General features: G+C 64.6%; 12 protein-coding genes and 2 tRNA genes. 6 read left to right on the forward strand and 8 right to left on the reverse strand.

Annotated features, from left to right (window positions below):
- Positions 1-9: 9 nt before the first annotated feature.
- The 4 genes from C8C95_RS18745 to C8C95_RS18760 all read right to left on the reverse strand — a co-directional run bounded on the left by C8C95_RS18745 (position 10) and on the right by C8C95_RS18760 (position 1848).
- Positions 10-768 carry an arginyltransferase gene (locus C8C95_RS18745; RefSeq protein ID WP_056744184.1) on the reverse strand — a complete coding sequence of 253 codons (759 nt, stop codon included), beginning with the start codon at positions 766-768 and terminating at the stop codon, positions 10-12.
- Positions 765-1520: a leucyl/phenylalanyl-tRNA--protein transferase gene (aat, locus tag C8C95_RS18750; RefSeq protein WP_116749562.1), complete on the reverse strand. Its 756-nt coding sequence runs from the start codon at positions 1518-1520 to the stop codon at positions 765-767. Before aat ends, C8C95_RS18745 begins: the two co-directional genes overlap by 4 nt.
- Before the next feature lie 110 nt (positions 1521-1630).
- Positions 1631-1706: transfer RNA gene (locus tag C8C95_RS18755), tRNA-Asn, on the reverse strand.
- Between the two features lie 66 nt (positions 1707-1772).
- Positions 1773-1848: transfer RNA gene (locus C8C95_RS18760), tRNA-Asn, on the reverse strand.
- 164 nt (positions 1849-2012) lie between these two features.
- On the opposite strand from C8C95_RS18760, the gene def reads away from it, so the two are divergent.
- Positions 2013-2552, forward strand: a complete 540-nt coding sequence (gene def, locus C8C95_RS18765; RefSeq protein WP_116749563.1) for a peptide deformylase — start codon at positions 2013-2015, stop codon at positions 2550-2552.
- A gap of 33 nt (positions 2553-2585) precedes the next feature.
- Here the strand turns inward: def and C8C95_RS18770 are convergent, their stop codons facing one another.
- Both C8C95_RS18770 and map read right to left on the reverse strand, forming a co-directional pair.
- Positions 2586-5186 carry a [protein-PII] uridylyltransferase gene (locus tag C8C95_RS18770; RefSeq protein ID WP_116749564.1) on the reverse strand — a complete coding sequence of 867 codons (2601 nt, stop codon included), beginning with the start codon at positions 5184-5186 and terminating at the stop codon, positions 2586-2588.
- 95 nt (positions 5187-5281) lie between these two features.
- Positions 5282-6097, reverse strand: a complete 816-nt coding sequence (map, locus tag C8C95_RS18775) for a type I methionyl aminopeptidase (protein ID WP_056067376.1) — start codon at positions 6095-6097, stop codon at positions 5282-5284.
- 137 nt (positions 6098-6234) lie between these two features.
- Between map and purL the strand changes: the two genes are divergently transcribed.
- Complete coding sequence (gene purL / locus C8C95_RS18780; protein ID WP_116749565.1) at positions 6235-10242, forward strand: phosphoribosylformylglycinamidine synthase; 4008 nt, start codon at positions 6235-6237, stop codon at positions 10240-10242.
- A 186-nt stretch (positions 10243-10428) separates the two neighbouring features.
- On the opposite strand, the gene C8C95_RS18785 is transcribed toward purL, so the two are convergent.
- Entirely contained in the window at positions 10429-11118 is a 690-nt protein-coding gene (locus C8C95_RS18785; protein ID WP_116749566.1) for a methyltransferase domain-containing protein, read from the reverse strand.
- Between the two features lie 234 nt (positions 11119-11352).
- Here C8C95_RS18785 and C8C95_RS18790 point away from each other — a divergent pair, with 234 nt between their 5' ends.
- The 4 genes from C8C95_RS18790 (at position 11353) to egtB (ending at position 15434) form a co-directional block, all read left to right on the forward strand.
- Positions 11353-12339, forward strand: a complete 987-nt coding sequence (locus C8C95_RS18790) for a DUF808 domain-containing protein (protein ID WP_116749567.1) — start codon at positions 11353-11355, stop codon at positions 12337-12339.
- A 129-nt stretch (positions 12340-12468) separates the two neighbouring features.
- A complete protein-coding gene (locus C8C95_RS18795) occupies positions 12469-13059 on the forward strand; it encodes an OmpW family outer membrane protein (RefSeq protein ID WP_015013729.1) in 591 nt (196 codons plus the stop codon).
- Between the two features lie 239 nt (positions 13060-13298).
- A complete protein-coding gene (gene egtD / locus C8C95_RS18800; protein ID WP_116749568.1) occupies positions 13299-14216 on the forward strand; it encodes an L-histidine N(alpha)-methyltransferase in 918 nt (305 codons plus the stop codon).
- 12 nt (positions 14217-14228) lie between these two features.
- Positions 14229-15434, forward strand: coding sequence for an ergothioneine biosynthesis protein EgtB (gene egtB / locus C8C95_RS18805; RefSeq protein WP_116749569.1), 1206 nt, complete (start codon positions 14229-14231; stop codon positions 15432-15434).
- A 204-nt stretch (positions 15435-15638) separates the two neighbouring features.
- Here the strand turns inward: egtB and C8C95_RS18810 are convergent, their stop codons facing one another.
- A complete protein-coding gene (locus tag C8C95_RS18810) occupies positions 15639-16922 on the reverse strand; it encodes an aminotransferase class I/II-fold pyridoxal phosphate-dependent enzyme (RefSeq protein WP_056067386.1) in 1284 nt (427 codons plus the stop codon).
- Between the last annotated feature and the right edge of the window lie 46 nt (positions 16923-16968).

The following is a 16968-nucleotide window of genomic DNA, read 5'->3' on the forward strand; positions in this document are numbered from 1 at the left end:
AACGCGTATTCAGGTGCTCGCGTGGCCGGTGTCTGCTACCCGGTGCCATAGCCCATCGGTACGGATTTCATGGGGCACAAAGCGTGCCTTGTAGTTCATCTTGGGGCTGGTTTCTATCCAGTACCCCAGGTAGACATGGGGCAGGCCCAGTGCATGGGCTTGCGCAATTTGCCACATGACGTTGTAGGTGCCGTAGCTGCAATGGGGCTCGGGTTCGTAAAACGTATACACGGCAGACAGGCCGTCATCGAGCACGTCAAGAATGGAGACCATCTTGAGCGCACCGGGTTCGCCTGATGCGTCTGTTTCGCGGAACTCCACCAGTCTCGAGTTCACCCTGCTTTGCAGCAGAAACTGTGTGTACTGGTCGATGCTGTCATGGTCCATGCCACCGCCTGCATGGCGGCCGTTCTGGTAGCGCAGGTACAGCTGGTAATGTTCGGGCACAAAACACAGCCGTAGCACCCGGGCCTGCAGTTGGCCGTGGCGTGTTGCCGCGCGTCTTTGGCTGCGATCAGGCTTGAATTCGTTGACCAGGACCCGCAGCGGTGTACACGCCTGGCATCCGTCGCAATAGGGGCGGTAGGTGAACATGCCACTGCGGCGAAACCCTTTGGTTACGAGGTCGGAATAGAGATCGCTCTGGATCAGATGGCTGGGGGTGGCGACCTGCGATCGTGCCTGACGGTCCGGCAGGTAACTGCAGGGGTAGGGGGCTGTCGCGTAAAACTGCAGGGTCTGCAGTGGAAGGTCATTGAGTTGCGTCATGCCGGATCGATCTTGGGTGGCAGCAGCTCGTTCCAGTATACGGGCTCAAATCTCCAGGGGATGGCAGGCTGTTGTCGCGCTTTGTCCACATGCACCAGGAAATCGGCGCGGGGTATTTCCCGGCCGCCCAGGGAGGTCAGGTGCTGCGTATTCTGCTGGCAGTCAATCAGGGTGATGCCATGGCGGCGGCAAAGGCAGACCAAGGCTGCAAGAGCGATCTTGGAGGCGTCGGTCGCATGGGCAAACATGGATTCTCCGAACACCGCACGACCCAGCGCCACGCAGTACAGGCCCCCTATGAGTTGGTCGTCCACCCAGGTTTCCACGCTGTGGGCATGGCCTGCTCGGTGTAAATCAGTGTAGGCGTTCACCATCTCCGGCACGATCCAGGTTCCAGCCTGGCCCTCGCGTTCCATGGTGGCACAAGCCGTGATGACCTCGTGGAATGCGCTATCGACGCGTATTTCGCAATGCGCCTGTCTGCGAAACGCCTGCAGCCGTTTGTTCAGTGATCGATGCAGCCGAAATTCCGACACTGGCAGCACCATGCGCGGATCGGGTGCCCACCACAGGATGGGTTGCCCAGGGCCATACCAAGGAAAAGTACCCTGCGCATACGCGGCACGGAGGCTGTCCACATCCAGTGCACCACCTGCGGCCAGCAGTCCCGGCGCAGGGTCACCCTCTCCCCACGCAAGGGTCGGGGCGGGAAGGGGGTCGTCAGGTTCGAGCCAGGGGAGTTGCGGGGGCATGCGGGTGTGTGTCGCAAAGGCACTATTGTCTGGCACGCACTGGCACGCTGCGTGGTGGGGGCGGCCAACAAAAAAGCCCCACACTCAGAAAGTGTGGGGCTTTTTCAGATTGGCTCCTCGACCTGGGCTCGAACCAGGGACCTACGGATTAACAGTCCGGCGCTCTACCGACTGAGCTATCGAGGAATGATCGGTATCTATCAACTGACTAATTAAAAGGCCCCGCTTTTTCATGCAGGGCCTGCAAATTCTTGGCTCCTCGACCTGGGCTCGAACCAGGGACCTACGGATTAACAGTCCGGCGCTCTACCGACTGAGCTATCGAGGAACAAGACTTAGATTATATACACAAAAATTGTGCCGAATCCACAAAACTGACTGCATCGGTTTGCAAACCCACGCGCCAACCTGAAGCTGTATGGCGCGATATGCTGGGCATCCTGCTGCCAATTTGGCAGTCTGTGCCTTGTCTCCAAGCCTGTCTCATATTTCATGACCATCCACACCATTTTGAAAATGGGCGACCCCCGCCTGCTGCGCGTGGCGCAGCCTGTCACTGCGTTCGACACTGACGAGTTGCATCAGCTGGTGCGGGATATGTTCGAGACCATGGCCTCCGTGAACGGAGCCGGCCTTGCCGCGCCGCAGATTGGGGTGGATCTGCAACTGGTGATCTTTGGTTCCAATGACCGCAATCCGCGCTATCCGGATCGGCCGCTTGTGCCGCCCACCGTACTGCTCAACCCGGTGATCACGCCCCTGGGGGTGGAAGAAGAGGAAGACTGGGAGGGCTGCCTCTCCGTGCCGGGCTTGCGCGGCAAGGTGCCCCGCTGGTCGCGCATCCGCTACACAGGCTTCGATCTGTACGGCGACCCCATTGACCGCACGGTAGAGGGCTTCCATGCGCGCGTTGTACAGCACGAATGCGACCACCTGATCGGCAAGCTGTATCCCATGCGGGTGCGTGATTTCACGCAGTTCGGGTTTACCGAGGTGCTGTTCCCGGAGATCAGTGCCACCGAAGACGACTGATAGAGATCCTCTCCTTGGCCTATCCCTGCGCGGTCAGGACGACAGTTCCTGCAGCAGCTCGGTTTCGATCTGGATCTGGCGGGCGTTGTTCTGCAGCTCTGGGCCCTGGATGAGAAAGGTGTCTTCCACCCGCTCGCCCAGGGTACTGACCTTGGCCAGTTGCACGCTCAGGTGGTGCTGCGCCAGGATGCGTGCCACGAGATAGAGCAGACCGGCACGGTCGCTGGCCGAGATCGCCAGCAGCCAGCGCTGCGCCTTTTCGTCGGGGCGCAAGGTCACCCGGGGCGCTACAGGAAAGCTCTTGACCCGGCGTGACACCCGTTTGCGGGTGGGTTCTGGCAAAGGGCCGCCTTCCTCGATCACGCGCATCAGGTCGCTCTCGACCATGTGGGTCAGCTCGCGGTAGTGCCCTGGCTGCTCCGATGCCGAAGAGGCCACGACCTGAAAGGTGTCCAGCGCATAGCCATTGTTGGCGGTGTGCACCCGCGCATCGAGGATGCTGAAACCCACACGGTCGAAGTAGCCGCAGATGCGTGCAAACAGGTCGGCCTGGTCGGCGGCGTAGACCATCACCTGCAGCCCATCACCCGCCAGCGACTGGCGGGCGCGCACCACGGGCTTGGCCGTGCCCACATGGCGCGACAGGTGGCGTGTGTGCCAGGCAATGTCGGCAGCGTCGTGGCGCATGAAATAGCTCACATCCAGCGTGGCCCACAGCGCCTTGTGCGCTTCAAAGGGCAGGGCGTTGAGCGCCAGCAGCACCAGCGCCTCGCGCTTGCGGGCTTCGATTTCGGCCGCAGCATCGGGTGCGCGGCCACCCAGGGTGCGCAGCGTGGCGCGGTACAAGTCTTCCAGCAGCTTGCCTTTCCAGGCATTCCAGACCTTGGGGCTGGTGCCACGGATGTCCGCCACCGTGAGCAGGTACATGGCCGTGAGGTTACGTTCATTGCCCACGCGGCGTGCAAAGGCAGCAATCACATCGGGGTCGCTCAGGTCCTGCTTTTGCGCCACAGTGCTCATGGTCAGGTGCTCACGCACCAGAAACTCGATGAGCCGGCCATCTTCGCGGTCCACGCCGTGCTGGCGGCAAAAGCGCCGTACTTCTTCTGCGCCGATTTGCGAGTGGTCGCCACCGCGTCCCTTGCCAATGTCATGGAAAAGCGCCGCCACATACAAAATCCAGGGCTTGTCCCAGCCGCCCGCCAGCTGCGAGCAAAAGGGGTATTCGTGCGCATGCTCGGCCATGAAGAAGCGGCGCACATTGCGCAGCACCATCAGGATGTGCTGGTCCACCGTGTAGACGTGGAACAGGTCATGCTGCATCTGCCCCACGATGCGACGGAACGGCCACAGGTAGCGTCCCAGCACCGAGGTCTGGTTCATCAACCGCATGGCGTGCGTGATGCCCGAGGGCTGTTGCAGGATGCGCATGAAGGCATCGCGGTTGGCCGGGTCTCGACGGAAGGCGCTGTCCATCACGCCGCGTGCGTTGTACAGCGCGCGCAAGGTGCGCGCCGACAGGTCCTTGAGTCCGACCGTGGTCTGGTAGAGCAGGAAGGTCTCCAGGATCGCATGCGGGTCGCGGGTGTAAAGGTCGTCGCTGGCCACCTCGATAAGACCCGCCTTCTCAAAGAACCGTTCGTTGATCGGACGCGGCTCATGGGTCGATGGGTTCAGGCGCTCTTCAATGTTGAGCAGCAGGATCTGGCTGAGTTGCGACACGGCCTTCGCTGCCCAGTAGTACCGCCGCATCAGACTTTCGCTGGCCCGCATGGGCAGGCGCGAACCATCGGGTGCTTGCGAGCGGTAGCCGAACGACTCGGCCACGGCGGTCTGCAAGTCGAACACCAGCCGGTCTTCGTGCCGCCCGGCAGCCGCATGCAGACGGGCGCGGATCAGGCACAGCAGCGCCTCGTTGCGCTCGATCTGGCGCACTTCAAAGGCCGTGGCCAGGCCACTGGTGGCCAGTTCCTTCCAGTTGCTGCCCAGCCCGGCAGCCTGCGACACCCACAGGATCATCTGCAGGTCCCGCAGCCCGCCGGGCGACTCCTTGCAGTTGGGCTCCAGCGAATAGGGCGTGTTCTCGTACTTGGTGTGGCGCTGGCGCATCTCCAGGGTCTTGGCGACCAGAAACGCCTGGGGGTTCATCTGTGCGCGGTACTGGCGCTGGAATTCTGCAAACAGCGCGGCGCTGCCGCACACCAGCCGCGATTCGAGTAGCGAGGTCTGCACGGTGACATCGCCCGCGCTTTCGGCAAGGCATTCGGCCACCGTGCGCACGCTCGATCCGATCTCCAGGCCCGTGTCCCAGCAGCTACCGATGAAGCCTTCCAGCTTCGTGCGCAAGGCACTGCCGGCCTCGGGCGCCGTGCCGTCGGGCAGCAGCAGCAGGACATCGACATCGGAATAGGGGAACAACTGGTCGCGCCCAAATCCACCGACGGCCACCAGGGCCATGTCGTTGGGCAGCGCAGCACGCTGCCACAGGGTCTGCAGCAGGTTGCCCGCCAGCGACGACAGCTTGCGCAGCAGCACACGGATGCCGCGTGTCGATGCGCCGGTGGATTGCATGGCCGCCAGCAGCGCGGCCTTGTCGCTGCGGTAGGCGTCGCGCAGGGCATGGAGTTCAGTCATGGTCGGTAAGTATCGTGGGAGGCCATGAAAAAGCCATGCAAGAGTTGTGCAAGCGGCTGCCTTTTTGCGCGGGAACCGGCGGCCCGGCGCTCGCCTCAGGTCTTGGTGGCGGTCACAAAGGACGGCAACGGGGGCGAACCCGCTGACAACGTCATCACCTCGTACCCCGTGGGCGTGACCAGTACCGTGTGCTCCCACTGGGCTGACAGGCTGTGGTCCTTGGTCACGATGGTCCAGCCGTCGTTGCCAAATTCCTTCACTTCGCGGCGGCCGGCATTGATCATGGGCTCGATGGTGAACACCATGCCGGGTACCAGTTCTTCGAGCGTGCCGGGCTTGCCATAGTGCAGCACCTGGGGTTCTTCGTGGAACTTTTGGCCAATGCCGTGGCCGCAGAACTCGCGCACCACCGAGAAGCCGTGCCCTTCGGCAAACTTCTGGATCGCGTGGCCGATATCCCCCAGCCGCGCGCCGGGCTTGACCTGCACGATGCCATGCCACATGGCTTCAAACGTCAGCGCTGACAGGCGCTTGGCAGCGATCGAGCACTCGCCGATCAGGAACATGCGGCTGTTGTCACCGTACCAGCCGTCCTTGGTGATCACGGTCACGTCCACATTGACGATGTCGCCCTTCTTGAGCGGCTTGTCGTTGGGGATGCCGTGGCACACCACATGGTTGACCGAGGTGCACAGCGAAGCCGGGTAGGGCGGGTAGCCCGGTGGCTGGTAGCCCACGGTGGCCGAGATGGTGCCCTGCTGGGCCATGCATTCGGCGCCTAGGCGATCGATTTCTTTGGTGGTGATACCGGGCTTGATGTGCGGTGTGATGTAGTCCAGCACTTCGGAGGCCAGACGGCAGGCCAGGCGCATGCCCTCGATGTCCTCGGCGCTTTTGATGGTGATGCTCATGGCGCAATTATCCCATTGGGCCCCCGGCTGCGCAGGCGGCCCGGCCATGCCCGGTAAAATGGAGGGCTCCGGTGCTGGTTGCACGCTGGTGCCCGGAGCCACCCTCTACCCCTGACACCCCCCAACAGGCCGCTACCGTGACCTTGCACATGACCACGCTGGCGGGCGGCAACGCCCTCAGCTCCTTCCGCGCCCAGCAACTTCAACCCGCCCTGGAGGCGATCCACCCCAAGATCAGTGGCATTGCAGCGCGTTTCGTGCACCTGGTCGCCACCGATGCGGCCCCCACTCCTGCAGAACAAGAACGCCTGGCCGCGCTGCTGACCTACGGCGACCCCTACGCGGGCCCTGAAGACGGCGCCGCGCTCATCGTTACGCCCCGCCTGGGAACGCTGTCGCCCTGGGCCTCCAAGGCCACCGACATTGCGCGCAACTGCGGCATCGCCATCCGCCGTGTTGAGCGCATCACCGAGTACCGCATCAGCCTGAAATCCGGCCTGCTGGGCAAGACACCCGAGCTGACGGCCGAGCAACTGGGCCAGATCGCGGCCCTGCTGCACGACCGCATGACCGAATCGGTGGTGGCCGACCGCAGCGCCGCAGCCGCCCTGTTCACCGAACTGCAGCCCGCGCCCATGGAGCATGTGGATTTGCTGGCCGGTGGTCGCGCGGCACTCGAAGCGGCCAACACCCGCTTCGGCCTGGCCCTGGCCGACGATGAAATCGACTACCTCGTGACCGCCTTCACGGGCCTGAAGCGCAACCCCACCGACGTGGAACTGATGATGTTCGCGCAGGCCAACAGCGAACACTGCCGCCACAAGATCTTCAACGCCGAGTTCACCATTGACGGCGTGGCGCAGGGCAAGAGCCTGTTCGGCATGATCCGCAACACGCACCAGCTGGCGCCCCAGCACACGGTGATCGCGTATTCGGACAACGCCTCGGTCATGGAAGGCCATCAGGTGGAGCGTTTTGTGGCAAAAATGGCCGCAAGCGCTAGTGAATCAAGCGCTAATAGCTATCAAAAAAGTAGCGTTACCCAGCATGTGTTGATGAAGGTGGAAACGCACAACCACCCCACGGCCATCTCGCCCTTCCCAGGCGCATCGACCGGCGCGGGCGGCGAGATCCGCGACGAAGGCGCCACGGGCCGTGGCTCCAAGCCCAAGGCGGGCCTCACGGGTTTCACCGTGTCCAAGCTCTGGGGCAGCACCGTGGGCAAGCCGGAGCACATTGCCAGCCCGCTGCAGATCATGGTCGAAGGCCCCTTGGGCGGCGCGGCGTTCAACAACGAATTCGGCCGTCCCAACCTGAACGGCTACTTCCGCGAGTACGAGCAGAACGTCGGCGGTGTGCAGCGTGGCTACCACAAGCCCATCATGATCGCGGGCGGTGTGGGCGTGATCGATGCAGAGCTGACGAAAAAGATCGAATTCCCTGCAGGCTCGCTGCTGATCCAGCTGGGCGGCCCCGGCATGCGCATCGGCATGGGCGGCAGCGCGGCGAGCTCCATGGCCACCGGCACCAATGCGGCCGAGCTGGACTTTGACTCGGTGCAGCGCGGCAACCCTGAGATCGAGCGCCGTGCACAAGAGGTCATCAACCACTGCTGGGCACAGGGCACGAACAACCCCATCCTGGCCATCCACGACGTGGGCGCGGGCGGTTTGTCCAACGCCTTCCCCGAGCTGACCAATGATGCTGGCCGCGGCGCGCGCTTTGACCTCCGTGCCGTGCAGCTCGAAGAGTCCGGCATGAGCCCGAAGGAAATCTGGAGCAACGAGTCGCAAGAACGCTACGTGCTGGCGATTGCGCCCGAATCGCTGGAGCAGTTCAAAGCCTTCTGCGAACGCGAGCGCTGCCCGTTTGCCGTGATCGGTACGGCCACCGAAGAGCGCCAGCTGGTGTTGCACGACCCCGCTGCCACGGCCGACGACCAGAAGCTCCCCGTGGACATGCCCATGAACGTGCTACTGGGCAAGCCGCCCAAGATGCATCGCGACGTGAAGACCGTGGTGCGCGAATTTGCACCGATGGACTTGACCGGCGTGCCGCTGCAAAAGGCCGTGATCGATGTGCTGGCCCATCCCACGGTCGCCTCCAAGCGCTTCCTCATCACCATTGGCGACCGCACCGTGGGTGGCCTGTCGCACCGCGACCAGATGGTCGGCCCCTGGCAAGTGCCCGTGGCCGATTGCGCCGTGACGCTGGCCGATTACAAGGGCTTTGCGGGTGAAGCGATGAGCATGGGCGAGCGCACGCCGCTGGCCGCCATCAACGCGCCCGCCTCGGGTCGCATGGCCGTGGCCGAGGCCATCACCAATCTGCTGGCTGCGCCCATTGAGCTGCCGCGTGTGAAGCTGTCGGCCAACTGGATGGCCGCCTGCGGCGAGCCCGGCGAAGACGCTGCGCTCTACGAAACCGTGAAGGCCGTGGGCATGGAACTGTGCCCCGCGCTGGGCGTGTCCATCCCCGTGGGCAAGGACAGTCTGTCCATGCGCACGCAGTGGAATGAAGGTTCCGACAAGAAGAAAGTCACCTCGCCCGTCAGCCTGATCGTGAGCGCCTTTGCTTCGCTGTCCGACGTGCGGGGTACGCTCACTCCCCAGCTCAACGCCACCGAGGCCGATACCACGCTGGTGCTGATCGACCTGGGCAAGGGCAAGAACCGCATGGGCGGCAGCATCCTGGGCCAGACGCTGGAGCAAAGCGGCGACGTGGTGCCCGATGTGGACGACCCCAAAGACCTGGTCAACTTGGTCAACGCCGTGAACGCACTGCGCGCCAAGGGCCATATCCTGGCCTACCACGACCGCAGCGATGGTGGCCTGCTGGCCGCAGCAGCCGAAATGGCCTTTGCAGGCCATGTGGGCGTGGCGCTCAACGTGGACATGCTGGTGACTGAAGGCGACGGCATCAGCGACAGCCGCATGGAAACCGGTGACGCCAAGAACTGGGCGCAGCAGGTCAGTGCCCGCCGTGAAGAACTGACGCTCAAGGCGCTGTTCAACGAAGAGCTGGGTGTGCTGCTGCAGGTGCGCACCGCCGAGCGCAACGATGTGATGCAGGTGCTGCGCGAGCATGGCCTGTCCAAATTCAGCCACTTCGTGGGCAAGACGCGCCCAGTGTCGTCCGAAATCGACGCAGGCAAGGGCGAACTCCAGGTCTGGCGAGATGCCAAGGCCGTGTTCAGTGCCTCGCTGGCCGACCTGCACCAGGTGTGGGATGCGGTGAGCTGGAAGATCTGCCAGCAGCGCGATAACCCCGCCAACGCCGATGCCGAGCACGCTGCAGCGGGCGAGCCCACCGACCCGGGCCTGCACGTGCACCTCACGTTCGACGCGGCCGACAACGTGGCCGCGCCGTACCTCAACCTGGCCAAACCCAAGGTCGCCATCCTGCGCGAGCAGGGCGTGAACTCGCACATCGAGATGGCCTACGCCTTCACCGAGGCGGGCTTCGAGGCCTACGACGTGCACATGACCGACCTGCAGACCGGCCGCGTCAAGCTCGAAGACTTCAAGGGCGTGGTGGCCTGCGGCGGCTTCAGCTATGGCGACACGCTGGGCGCTGGCATTGGCTGGGCGCGGTCCATCACCTTCAACCCGGTGCTGGCCGCACAGTTCCAGGGCTTCTTCGGTCGCACCGACACGTTCGGCCTGGGCGTGTGCAACGGCTGCCAGATGTTTGCTGAGCTGGCGGACATCATCCCCGGTGCACAAGACTGGCCACGCTTTACCACCAACCAGAGCGAGCGCTTCGAGGCCCGCCTGTCGCTGGTGGAAGTGCTTGAATCACCCAGCCTGTTCCTGCAGGGCATGGCGGGCAGCCGCCTGCCGATCGCCGTGGCGCATGGTGAGGGTTATGCCAACTTCAAGTACCGGGGCAACGCCGACAAGGCCATCGCCGCCATGCGCTACGTGAACAACCATGGCCGCGCGACGGAGCAGTACCCCTTCAACCCCAACGGCAGCGCGGGTGGCCTGACGGCAGTGACCACTGCCGACGGCCGCTTCACGGCCATGATGCCGCACCCCGAGCGCGTGTTCCGCAACGTGCAGATGAGCTGGACCAGCGAAGACAAGGCGCAGTACAGCGGCTGGATGCGCATCTGGCGCAACGCGCGCAAGTGGGTGGGGTAGCAGGGGGCATCCCCCTGAGCGGCTGCGCCGCTTCCCCCTTCTCTCGATTCGCTGCGCGAATCGGGAAGAGGGACGCAGCCCTCGCTGCGGGGCGGCCCTTGCTCGGCTGCCCTGGCGCTTAGGGTGCGCGGGCTCGGCGGTCTGATGGTGGCGCTATCGCGCCGGGCCAACCCTTCAAAGTCGTGTTCAGGCCGCTGTTAAGGTGCGCTGGTACATCAGCAGCCGCCCTTTGTACGCCGGCACATCGGCCAGGGCGGGGTGGTCCAGTCGCTCTTCGATCACATCGAAACGGTGCACAGCCATCTGCTTATGGAAGGTGGAGCGGTTGCCCCTGTTCGGGTCCACGATCCAGATCTGCGCGCCGTCGCCTGCGTGGTGGTCCAGAAAGGTGGCCAGGGACGCACGAGCGTCGCGTTCGTACAGCACATCGCTGCCGATGATGAGGTCGAACTGGCCTTGCACCGCGTTGGCCGGTGCTGGCGCGTCCGAGCCCCATTGACCCGTGCGGTACTTCACGGGTGACAGGCCGTTCAAGCGCGCGTTTTCCTGCAGGAACTGTTGGGCCAGAGGATGGCAGTCGCTGGCGGTGACATCGATACCGCGCCGGTGGCACACCAGGCTGGCCAGGCCCAGTCCGCAGCCGATCTCCAGCACACGTTCGCCCGCCAGCAGGGGGCGGCTGGCCATGCGCTGGGCCAGCTGCGCGCCCGACGGCCACAACAGGCCGAAGAGGGGCCAGGCGGCTGATGAGATGCCCAGCGCCTCGGCGGCGCCCAGCGGGTCGGCAAACTGCTGCTTATCCAGCAGCGACTGGATGATCAGGTCTGCCGCGCCGGTGATGGCGATGTCTTCTTGTTTGGTCAGGTAGCCGGGCATGGCGGGGCGGTGAAGCCCGCAGAAGGCCCCATAGCGGGTAGTGGATGAGGGCGCGAGTATGCGCCTTGTGGCTGGGCAGGCATGCCCGCAGGCAATGTGGGGCTATCTGCGAATGGCATGGCCGCTGCACGACGATGGGGGCTTGCGCGGCGGTTGCCTGTGCGTTGCTATAGTGCGGCGCACACCGGCGGCTTGTTCGCCGCATTTTTTTGCGACTCATCCCAAGGACTTCCCATGGCCGCTGGCAGCCTGCTTGCTTTGCTCGACGATATCGCCACCATCCTCGACGATGTGGCCTTGATGACCAAGGTGGCGGCCAAAAAGAGCGCTGCCATGGCCGACGATGTGTCGGTGATGACCAAGGTGGCTGCACAGAAGACGGCGGGCGTGCTGGGGGACGACCTGGCGCTCAACGCCCAGCAGGTGACCGGGGTGCGCGCTGAGCGCGAGATTCCGGTGGTGTGGGCGGTGGCCAAGGGCTCGTTCATCAACAAGGTCATCCTGGTGCCCGCTGCGCTGCTGATCAGCGCCTTTGCGCCGTGGGCCGTGACGCCGCTGCTGATGGTGGGGGGCGCCTTCTTGTGCTTTGAGGGCTTTGAGAAGGTAGCGCACAAGCTGCTGCACGCCCAGCATGAGGATGAGGCCGAGCATGAGAGCCACGCCAAGGCCAATGCCAATCCGGCGGTGGATCTGGTGGCCTTTGAAAAGGACAAGATCAAGGGCGCCGTGCGCACGGACTTCATCCTGTCGGCCGAAATCATTGCGATCACGCTGGGCACGGTGGCCGCTGCGCCCTTCGTGCAGCAGCTCACGGTGCTGTCGGGCATCGCCGTCATCATGACCATCGGTGTCTATGGGTTGGTGGCGGGTATCGTCAAGCTGGACGACCTGGGCCTGTGGCTCAACAACAAGGCCAGCAGCGCCGCGCGCGCCCTGGGATCGGGCATCCTGCGCGCAGCACCCTGGCTGATGAAGGGGCTGTCCATTGCGGGCACTGCGGCGATGTTTCTGGTGGGCGGTGGCATTCTGGTGCACGGCGTGCCTGCGTTGCACCATGCGGTTGAGGCTGCAGGTACGGCAGCGGCGCAATGGCCCGTGGGTGGGCTGTGGGCGGTGCTGGTGCCCAACCTGCTGAACGCCGTGGTGGGCATCGTGGCGGGTGGCCTGGTGCTGGCCGGGTGGACGCTGGTTCAGCGCCTGCGGGGCAAGTCCACAGCTTGATAGTGGGTATTCCTTGATCTAGGTCTAAGGGTTACTACCGAGGGCTTGAGGTAAGGCAAGGCCGGGTCGTGGCCGCAGCGGTTCAATGCATGCACGGGGGTCGTCCCCGTCCAACCGATGCGAAATACCATGAAAAAGAACCTGCTGGCTGTCGCCGTTCTCTGTGCCCTCTCTTCTGGCGCTGCCCTGGCGCAACAGGCTGAAGGCCCCTGGATGGTCCGTGCACGTGCGGTGCACCTGGACAGCGCCAACAAGGACAGCACACCGCTGGGCCTGTCGGTCAACAATAAGACCATCCCTGAAGTGGATGTCACCTACTTCTTCAACAAGAACATCGCGGCCGAGCTGATCCTGACCGTGCCCCAGAAGCACACGCTCAGCGCTGGCGGCGCAGCCATTGGCACGCTCAAGCACCTGCCCCCCACACTGCTGGCGCAGTACCACTTTGATGCCCCCGGCTTCAAGCCCTACGTGGGCGCGGGCCTGAACTACACGCGTTTCTCGAGCGTGAACCTGCCCGCAGGCGTGAGCATTGACCGCAACAGCTTCGGCCCCGCGCTGCAAGTGGGTGTGGACATCCCTCTGGCCAAGAACCTGTACCTCAACTTCGACGTGAAGAAGGTTTTCATCAAGACCGACGTGAGCGCAGGCGGTGCCAAGCTGGGCACCTTCAAGGTGGACCCCGTTCTGGTGGGCGTGGGTCTGGGCTGGCGCTTCTAAGGGCACAGGGCCCCAGGCGGGCCCTGCGTTCCTGACAATAAAAGTTCTCCAAGGGTCTGAAGGGCTGGCGCATGCGCCAGCCTTTTTTTGTGGGTGCGGAAATGGCCTACACACGGCAGTCAGCGAGGCAACGCACAATGGGGCAGGGGAGCGTGTGGGGCGTGCCGCAATGTGGGCGCTCCAGGTGCCTCTGCTTTTGACCACCCGGCGGCGCTGCCGCCCCAACGTCCTGACGACCCATGCTCCTGCCTCGCTATTCCGACATCACCCGCGGACTGACCCAGCGGCCCGCACGCATCTCCCCCAAGTATTTCTACGACCAGCATGGCTCGCAGCTGTTTGAAGCCATCACACGCCTGCCGGAGTACTACCCCACACGCACCGAAATGGCGCTGATGCAGACACATGCAGACAGCATCGCGGGCGCCGTGGGCGCAGGCCGCACCCTGATCGAACTGGGCGCGGGCAACTGCCAGAAGGCCCGCACCCTGTGCCGCCTGGTGCAGCCGGCCTGTTTTGTGGGCGTGGACATTTCGGCGGATTTTCTGGAGCAGGCGGTGCAAGGGCTGCGCGACGACTTCCCGGCGCTGGATGCCCGCGCGCTGGCGGGCGACATGACCCTGGGGGTGTCACTGCCTGACGACATTCCCCGCACCGGGCGCCTCGTGTTCTACCCTGGCTCGTCCATCGGCAACTTCGACCCGCCGCACGCGCTGGAGCTGCTGGCCCACATGCGCGAGCTGATCGACGACGATGGCGGCCTGCTCATCGGCATCGATTTGCCCAAGGATGTGACGGTGCTCGAAGCCGCCTACGACGATGCAGCGGGGGTCACCGCCGAGTTCAACCGCAATGTGCTGCGGCATGTGAACCGCCTGATCGGCAGCGACTTTGACGTGGCGCAGTGGCAGCACCGTGCGTTCTTCAACACCGAGGCGTCGCGCATCGAAATGCACCTGGAGGCTGCCTCTGACACCGAGGTGTGCTGGCCCGGCGGCGGTCGCAGGTTCGACCAGGGCGAGCGCATCCACACCGAGAACAGCTACAAGTACCCGTTGCCCGTGTTCACCGACATGCTTGCGCGCGCCGGTTTTGCGCAGGCCCAGGCGTGGACGGACGAGCGGGGCTGGTTCGCGGTGGTCCACGCCCGTCCTTGACCGGTGGCTGCCATGACCGTGACATCCCCCGCATTCGACACGCTGCTGGCGCGCTACACCGCCGTGCGCGGCCGCTCGCTGGCCCTGGCGGCTCCGCTGTCGCCGGAGGACTGCGCCGCGCAGTCCATGCCCGACGCCAGTCCCACCAAATGGCACCTGGCCCACACCACCTGGTTCTTTGAGACCTTTGTGCTCGAAGCCCACGAGCCAGGTTTCCAGCCGTTTGCACCGGCGTTCCGGGTGCTGTTCAACTCCTACTACAACGGTGTGGGCGCCAAGCACCCGCGTCCGCAGCGCGGGCTGCTCACGCGGCCATCGCTGGACGAGGTGCTCGCCTACCGGGCCGACGTGGACGCCCGCATGGCGCGCCTGTGGCCCACTGTGGCGCACGACGCTGCGCTGCGTGGCCTGATCGAGCTGGGCCTGCAGCATGAGCAGCAGCACCAGGAGCTGATACTCACCGACATCCTGCACCTGCTGTCCTGCAACCCCTTGTTCCCTACCTATGCCAAGCCTTCAGACGCTGTGGCGCCCGAGGCTGACCAAACACTGGCGTGGCATTCCTTTGACGGGGGGCTGGCCGATATCGGCCACGCTGGCAGCGGCTTTGCCTTTGACAACGAGGGCCCGCGCCATCGTGTGTATCTGCATCCCTACGCGCTGGCCTCGCGGTTGGTGACGCAGGCCGAGTATCTGGCGTTTTTGGAAGGTGGCGGCTACCGCAACCCACTGCTCTGGCTGGCCGAAGGCTGGGACTGGCGGGCGGCGCAGGGTCTGGAGCAGCCGCTGTACTGGCATCGCGTCGACGGGGCCTGGCACCAGTTCACGCTGGCCGGCCTGCAACCGCTACAGGGCAACCAGCCGGTGGTGCATTTGTCGTACTACGAGGCCGATGCCTACGCGCGCTGGGTGGGCGCGCGCCTGCCCACCGAGGCCGAATGGGAGCATGCGGCCGCGCAGGGTGCCGCTGGCATGGCGCAGTGGCACGACGCTGCCTGGCAGTGGACGCAGTCGAGCTACGCGCCGTACCCCGGCTTCCGGGTGGCCGAAGGCGCCGTGGGTGAGTACAACGGCAAGTTCATGGTCAACCAGTACGTGCTGCGGGGCTCGTCCAGCGCCACGCCGCCAGGGCACGAGCGACTGACCTACCGCAACTTCTTTCCGGCCACGGCGCGCTGGCAGTTCACCGGCATTCGGCTGGCACGCGACCTCGGCTGAAGGCCGCCAGCGCCTGGCGCTGGCCGCCATCGACCCGCCGCGCTGGGGCCGGCATGACGGTATCGCTGCGTGCCGTGGTCTTGATTGCTATCAAATGTGTAGCTTTTGGCGCATATTCCACTAGCGCTTGGACGCAAAAAGCCTCAAAAGTACGGTGACAGGTGCCTGGCCATGCGCCTGTGGGGGCGCATGGCCATTCGCACATCACACCTTGTCGAGTGCCTGGGCCAGGTCGGCCCGCAGGTCGTCGATGTGCTCGATGCCGACCGACAGGCGCACCATGCTTTCGCTCACGCCCGCCTTGGCCAGCTCTTCGGGATTGAGCTGGCGGTGGGTGGTGGATGCTGGGTGGGTGGCCAGCGACTTTGCATCGCCAATGTTCACGAGGCGCGTGAAGAGCTGCAGCGCATCCAGGAAGCGCGCCCCGGCCGCACGTGGGTCGGCGTCGCTGTTCTTCACGCCAAAGCTCAGGATGCCCGATGCCTTGCCGCCTGACTGGCGTTGCACAAGCGCGTGGTCCGGGTGGTCGGGCAGACCGGCGTAGCGCACCCATTCGACCTTGGGGTGGCTTTGCAGGTACTGGGCAATGGCCAGCGTGTTGTCGCAGATACGGTCCATGCGCAGCGCCAGGGTTTCAATGCCTTGCAGGATCAGGAAGGCATTGAGCGGCGCCAGCGCCGCACCCGTGTTGCGCAGTGGCACCACGCGCGCGCGGCCGATGAAGGCGGCGGGGCCCAGCGCCTCGGTGTAGACCACGCCGTGGTAGCTCACGTCGGGCTCGTTCAGGCGCGGGAAGCGTGTCTTGTGCTCCGCCCACGGGAACTTGCCGCTGTCCACAATCGCGCCGCCCACGCTGTTGCCGTGGCCGCCCAGGTACTTGGTGAGCGAGTGCACCACGATATCGGCGCCATGCTCGATGGGGCGCAGCAGGTAGGGGCTGGGCACGGTGTTGTCCACGATCAGCGGCACGCCGTGGTCGTGCGCTACCTTGGCCAGCGCAGCGATGTCGGTCACATTGCCCAGCGGGTTGCCGATGGACTCGATGAAGATCGCCTTGGTACGCGCATCGATGTGCTGCGCAAAGCTGGCCGGGTCGCGCGGGTCGGCAAAGCGGGTGGTGATGCCCTGCTGCGGCAGCGTGTGGGCAAAGAGGTTGTAGGTGCCGCCGTAGAGCGTGCTGGCCGAGACGATGTTGTCGCCCGCCTCGGCAATGGTCTGGATGGCGTAGGTGATGGCGGCCATGCCCGAGGCCACGGCCAGCGCGGCAATGCCGCCTTCCAGCGCCGCGACGCGTTTTTCGAGCACGTCGGTGGTGGGGTTCATGATGCGGGTGTAGATGTTGCCCGGCACCTTCAAGTCAAACAGGTCGGCGCCATGCTGGGCGCTGTCAAACGCGTAGGCCACCGTCTGGTAGATGGGCACGGCCACCGCCTTGGTGGTGGGGTCGGGGCTGTAGCCTGCGTGTACGGCCAGGGTTTCGATCTGCATGGGTGCTGTCTCTTTCATTGAAGGGATGGGAGTGGAACAACCGGGC

The sequence above is a fragment of the Acidovorax sp. 99 genome, assembly GCF_003096455.1.
Classification (GTDB): domain Bacteria; phylum Pseudomonadota; class Gammaproteobacteria; order Burkholderiales; family Burkholderiaceae_C; genus Acidovorax; species Acidovorax delafieldii.

What these genes read in the sequence shown, in the direction of transcription:
- C8C95_RS18785 (WP_116749566.1), bottom strand. Translation starts at nt 11,118, where the DNA reads ATGCCCGGCTACCTGACCAAACAAGAAGACATCGCCATCACCGGCGCG.
- C8C95_RS18770 (WP_116749564.1), bottom strand. Translation starts at nt 5,186, where the DNA reads ATGACTGAACTCCATGCCCTGCGCGACGCCTACCGCAGCGACAAGGCC.
- aat (WP_116749562.1), bottom strand. Translation starts at nt 1,520, where the DNA reads ATGCCCCCGCAACTCCCCTGGCTCGAACCTGACGACCCCCTTCCCGCC.
- egtB (WP_116749569.1), top strand. Translation starts at nt 14,229, where the DNA reads ATGACCGTGACATCCCCCGCATTCGACACGCTGCTGGCGCGCTACACC.
- C8C95_RS18810 (WP_056067386.1), bottom strand. Translation starts at nt 16,922, where the DNA reads ATGCAGATCGAAACCCTGGCCGTACACGCAGGCTACAGCCCCGACCCC.
- egtD (WP_116749568.1), top strand. Translation starts at nt 13,299, where the DNA reads ATGCTCCTGCCTCGCTATTCCGACATCACCCGCGGACTGACCCAGCGG.
- map (WP_056067376.1), bottom strand. Translation starts at nt 6,097, where the DNA reads ATGAGCATCACCATCAAAAGCGCCGAGGACATCGAGGGCATGCGCCTG.
- C8C95_RS18745 (WP_056744184.1), bottom strand. Translation starts at nt 768, where the DNA reads ATGACGCAACTCAATGACCTTCCACTGCAGACCCTGCAGTTTTACGCG.
- C8C95_RS18795 (WP_015013729.1), top strand. Translation starts at nt 12,469, where the DNA reads ATGAAAAAGAACCTGCTGGCTGTCGCCGTTCTCTGTGCCCTCTCTTCT.
- def (WP_116749563.1), top strand. Translation starts at nt 2,013, where the DNA reads ATGACCATCCACACCATTTTGAAAATGGGCGACCCCCGCCTGCTGCGC.
- C8C95_RS18790 (WP_116749567.1), top strand. Translation starts at nt 11,353, where the DNA reads ATGGCCGCTGGCAGCCTGCTTGCTTTGCTCGACGATATCGCCACCATC.